This window comes from Aliivibrio sp. SR45-2, assembly GCF_963890165.1.
Taxonomy (GTDB): Bacteria; Pseudomonadota; Gammaproteobacteria; order Enterobacterales; family Vibrionaceae; genus Aliivibrio; species Aliivibrio salmonicida.
The window spans coordinates 1-4,601 of the sequence record NZ_CAWPRC010000224.1 but is presented as its reverse complement, the minus strand read 5'-3'; the positions used below and the strand labels follow the sequence as shown (position 1 = coordinate 4,601).

Below are 4,601 nucleotides of genomic sequence, written 5' to 3'. Positions count from 1 at the left end.
TTGATGAACCGTGCAAAAAATTTCGGACTCAGTACGCACAACGCCTGCATAACACGTTTGCTACGATACAGACTTAGCTGAATTTTAACGCCTTAATCACTGAAACTAAAGGCAAACTGACAACGCCGAGTGTAGCAAATCGTGTTGATGCATTTGTTATGCATTTATTGCACAAAACTTTTTTCGATTGCTAATTTTTTGCCTAATGTTGTCAAATCTGAATGATGTGCACCCGCCCTGTAGTCTCGACGAATATACTTTTTAGATTCTAAATCTTCCAAATAATATTTCGCTTTAACAACGTCAAGTTTTATATCTCTCAGATACTCCTGATCCAGTACTGTACCGCCTTTACCCGCAATATAAGCAATTACACTTAGTTGCTCATCATTAAAAACTACTGTTTCATCGCGTGATTTCCCAGTAGTTTTTATTTGAACTTCAGATTCTTTAGACTGTAGAGTTTGAATTAATTCTTTAAGTTTATTTAATTCCTCCTCTTTACGATTTAATTCCTCTTCAAATTCAACCTCTAGACGCATTGCATTTCGTCGAATCCTTCTAGACTCTTCAATGGTTAATGGCGTCTCATCCTCAATTTTTTGTTTTAGTTCTTTTAATTCTTTTTGTTTTCTATTCCAATAACCATAAATAATTTTTGCTGGAAATGGATATAGAAAAATAAAGAGAAGAGAAGAAAATAAAGGATATACAAAACCACACGTAACGAAATCAAACGTATCTTTATAAACAGTGATTCCTTCAAGATGATCAATCTTTTCTATCACTGGTAAAGATGAAAAGATTATAAGTATAACTTTGTAATTCCACAGTGACCAAGATACTAAAAAAGCACCAAAAAGCGGACTAGATACACGTTCGTATAAACTAGCTTTTATTGATCTTGTCATATCTTCAAACATAAATATAAATACTCCTAAAATGCATAACGCCTGCATAACACGTTTGCTACGATACAGACCTAGCTAAATTTTAACGCCTTAATCACTGAAACTAAAGGCAAACTGACAACGCCGAATGTAGCAAATCGTGTTGATGCATTTGTTATACGAATTTAACAATTGATATACTTAATCGGATTAGAGTTACCTTTTGAAAAATAATCGGCGACAGATTTACCTAGATATTTATCTCTTATTTCAGCATTAGCAATCTCACCAGTAAATTCCCAGCGACCATCACGTTTCAGTTCTTCTACAGGACGAGTTTCATAAGATGTCGTGCCAGCAGGATGCCAACTTAAAACTTTATAGACCCCTTTTACTTCACCCTTATAGACACTAAATGCAATGTCTACTTTCTCTCTTCGCGGACCAATAACCCAAACCCCACGAGTTGCTTCGTATAGAGCTTCTTGTGTCATAGTCTCATCAAATAAACGATTGATGCGAATTAACACTACATTTTCTGTGATGTCTAACATTGTATCCCTCAATACTAATCATTCGTATAACGCCTGCATAACACGTTTGCTACCATGCAGATTAAGCTTAAATTTACCACTTAATACGGTAAACCAAAAGAAATCTAGAATGCCGAATGTAGCAAATCGTGTTGATGCATTTGTTAGGTGTTTTCTTGTGCGTTTAGTGTTGAGTTTATTTCTTTTAGAATTGAAAAGAAATCGTCATTTGGTCGTTTACTTTTTAAATAATCAATATTCTCAGATGAAAGTAAGTTTAACATTTTAATAATTAAACTATAATTATTTGTTGCAATATTATGATATTGACTCATCTCACTTTTATTCAATTCGTTGTATGATTTAATTGAAAAACCAATATCTCCAATTGAATTATAACTTAAATTACCAAAACTCTGACGATCTTCCACACTAAGGCTATCTCGAATTGATTCGATGTAATCATATAAATCTTTATACTTATAAAAATCAGATTCTAAATGACTCAGCTCAACATTATAATTATTATTAAAACTTTTAACATGCTCTATTTTACTAAAATCAAACGCCATTCTTTCGTTCAACATGTCAATTTCTTTATTTAACTTTAACGAATTACTAACACTCTCATTTTCTTTGTTTTTTAACTCTTTGCTTAACTCTGTTACCTTAGAATTTAATTCATCCCTCTCGGAAATCCAATTGGTAAGATTAAGTTTAGCTATTTCTGACTCTCGTTCTAAATTTTTATCTTGAACTTTACTCCAATAATCAAGTGTTGATTTACTTTGCTGTTCATTTATCTTAGATAGCGATTTTAATTCACCACTTAATTGTACATTCTTATCTGATTTTCTATCTTTATCTACTAGTCTATATTTAGCTCGATCTACCCATCGTTGAATTAAAGGAATGATAAATATATAAAACAATGACATTACAATAGGAAGAAATAGATCTGATTCAAAATCAAAATATAAGGTATCTATATACTTTACTCTTTCCAGCCCTGTCAACGATGATATATTGACTATTATTTTTATATTTATTGCTGTCCAACTTAGAATAAAAGACCCAATTAAAGGATTCGATAACCTTTGCTGGAATGTTGTTGATAAAGAGCTTAATAATGTTTTCACTTCAACCTCAAAAGTAAAATAAAACAGTGTACCGCAAAATGATATTTAAGGAAAGAAACACCTAACGCCGCAATAACACGTGCGAAAGACCGACTTACAAAACCAATTATACTTTAAACCGCGAATGCCGAATGTAAATAGCATCGTGTTGATTGCTTTGTTATACGAGCCTTGCTTTCGCTCCGATAAACTTGGTAAAGAACTGATTTACCAAGATTTGCTGTAAACTGAGTTTAATTAGACTATCTCAATTAAGCGAGCAAAATATCCAATCAACAGCAATAACTGTGAAACGAAACAATCCTTTTTCTTACACCATTTGTACGACTGAGTTTCAGCAAGTTTTGAGCTAATAAACCAAATATCATTGCCACAACTGGGATTGAAAATGCTAAGAGGAAAACACTGATGCAGGTTAAAATGAGGCATAGCCAAAGAACAATTGAAGCGTAAATTGGTTTCTGAAACGCCTGAATTTGGGGCAATAATAGTTCAATGCCGAACCTGATAAAACGAACACCAAAAGGCAACAAAGAAAAAGGAAAAGGAAAAGGAAAACCGCCCTACTTTCACACCTAAAAAGCTAATGGTTCAATCGCTGAACTGAACCAAAAAACTGCATTCTCAGAGTTCGTATAACGCCTGCATAACACGTTTGCTACCATGCAGATTAGGCTCAAATTTACCACTTAACACGGTAAACTCAAAGAAACCTAGAATGCCGAATGTAGCAAATCGTGTTGATGCATTTGTTAAATGGCGATACTAATCACGACCCAATTAATGTGACCCCTGCAGAAAGCAAAGCTTTAATTGCATCTAAAGCTCCTAATTTACCAGTTTCTTTTACTCCACCTAGTAGGATGTCGCCAATTGATTTTTTTTGATCTAGAGATGTTGGGATCATATTCATCAACTCTAGAGCTTTTGGCGACAACCTAACACCATGGGACTGCTCCTGACCGACTGGAAATCTAAGCCATAAGTATCCAGCTTGTTCTAACCAAGTCATTGTATCCCGGCAAATAACTTCAAGATTTAAGCCATTATCTTGAAAATAATCTTCGCCATAATATTGAGCAACAGAAAAAGCAATATCTCTATAATAAAAATCGATTTCACTAGGAAAACTTTCATAACTTCGACTTAATATTTCTGATACGGTTAGATTAAATTTTTCAATATTTTCCAATTTTACCTCCTAGCCATTTAACGCTTGCATAACACGTGCTGACGACCAACTTTCCAAACCAATTACACTTCAAACCAAAAACGCCGAATGTAATAAGCATCGTGTTGATGCGATTGTTGTGCGTGCTTGCTTTCGGCTTGGCCAACTTGGTAAAGAACTGCCCTGCCAAGATTTTCTAAGCCCTGATTCTAATTTACCGATAGTAATTAAGCGAACAAAATGTTCTTAAATTGCGAGATAAAGTGAATGGAAAACAGACACATTTTTTGCGCCATTTGAACGGCTTGGTTTCAGCCGGTTTGGAACTGATAAACTAAATACACTCGCCACAACTGGGATTGAAAATGCTGCGAGCAAAACACTGATGCAGAATAAAATGAGGCATAACCAAAGAACAATTGAAGCGTAAAAATGCCTCTGAAACGCCTGAACTTAGGGAAATAAGGGCTAATTTTCCGGACCTGATGAAATGAAAACCAAAAGGCCACTAAAGAAGAAATTTACGCTTACTAAGCCGAAACTACGAAAGCCTCGATCCTTTTGATGAACCGTGCAAAAAATTTCGGACTCAGTACGCACAACGCCTGCATAACACGTTTACTACTATGCAATTATACTTAAAATTGACGCCCTAAAACGAGAAACACCCGACAACCTGAGGATGCCGAGTGTAGTAAATCGTGTTGATGCATTTGTTATGCGACTTTAGATTACCAGTTTTATCTTAAATAGCGTAACCTTGTTTTTCAGCCCAATTTCTAAGCTGAATAATTAAATCCTTTGTTTTATTTTCCAACATTCCCATTTCAGTATTATTTATCTGCCCTAGAAAGATAGGGGATGTTTT

At 34.5% G+C, this 4,601-nt stretch carries 4 protein-coding genes; all 4 read right to left on the bottom strand.

Annotated features, from left to right (window positions below):
- Positions 1-164: 164 nt before the first annotated feature.
- Entirely contained in the window at positions 165-923 is a 759-nt protein-coding gene (locus AACV33_RS20970) for a hypothetical protein (protein ID WP_182700621.1), read from the bottom strand.
- A gap of 152 nt (positions 924-1,075) precedes the next feature.
- Positions 1,076-1,444 carry a hypothetical protein gene (locus AACV33_RS20965; RefSeq protein ID WP_182700620.1) on the bottom strand — a complete coding sequence of 123 codons (369 nt, stop codon included), beginning with the start codon at positions 1,442-1,444 and terminating at the stop codon, positions 1,076-1,078.
- A 143-nt stretch (positions 1,445-1,587) separates the two neighbouring features.
- Entirely contained in the window at positions 1,588-2,562 is a 975-nt protein-coding gene (locus AACV33_RS20960; protein ID WP_182700619.1) for a hypothetical protein, read from the bottom strand.
- Positions 2,563-3,331: 769 nt separating this feature from the next.
- A complete protein-coding gene (locus tag AACV33_RS20955; protein ID WP_182700618.1) occupies positions 3,332-3,754 on the bottom strand; it encodes a hypothetical protein in 423 nt (140 codons plus the stop codon).
- Positions 3,755-4,601 lie beyond the last annotated feature (847 nt).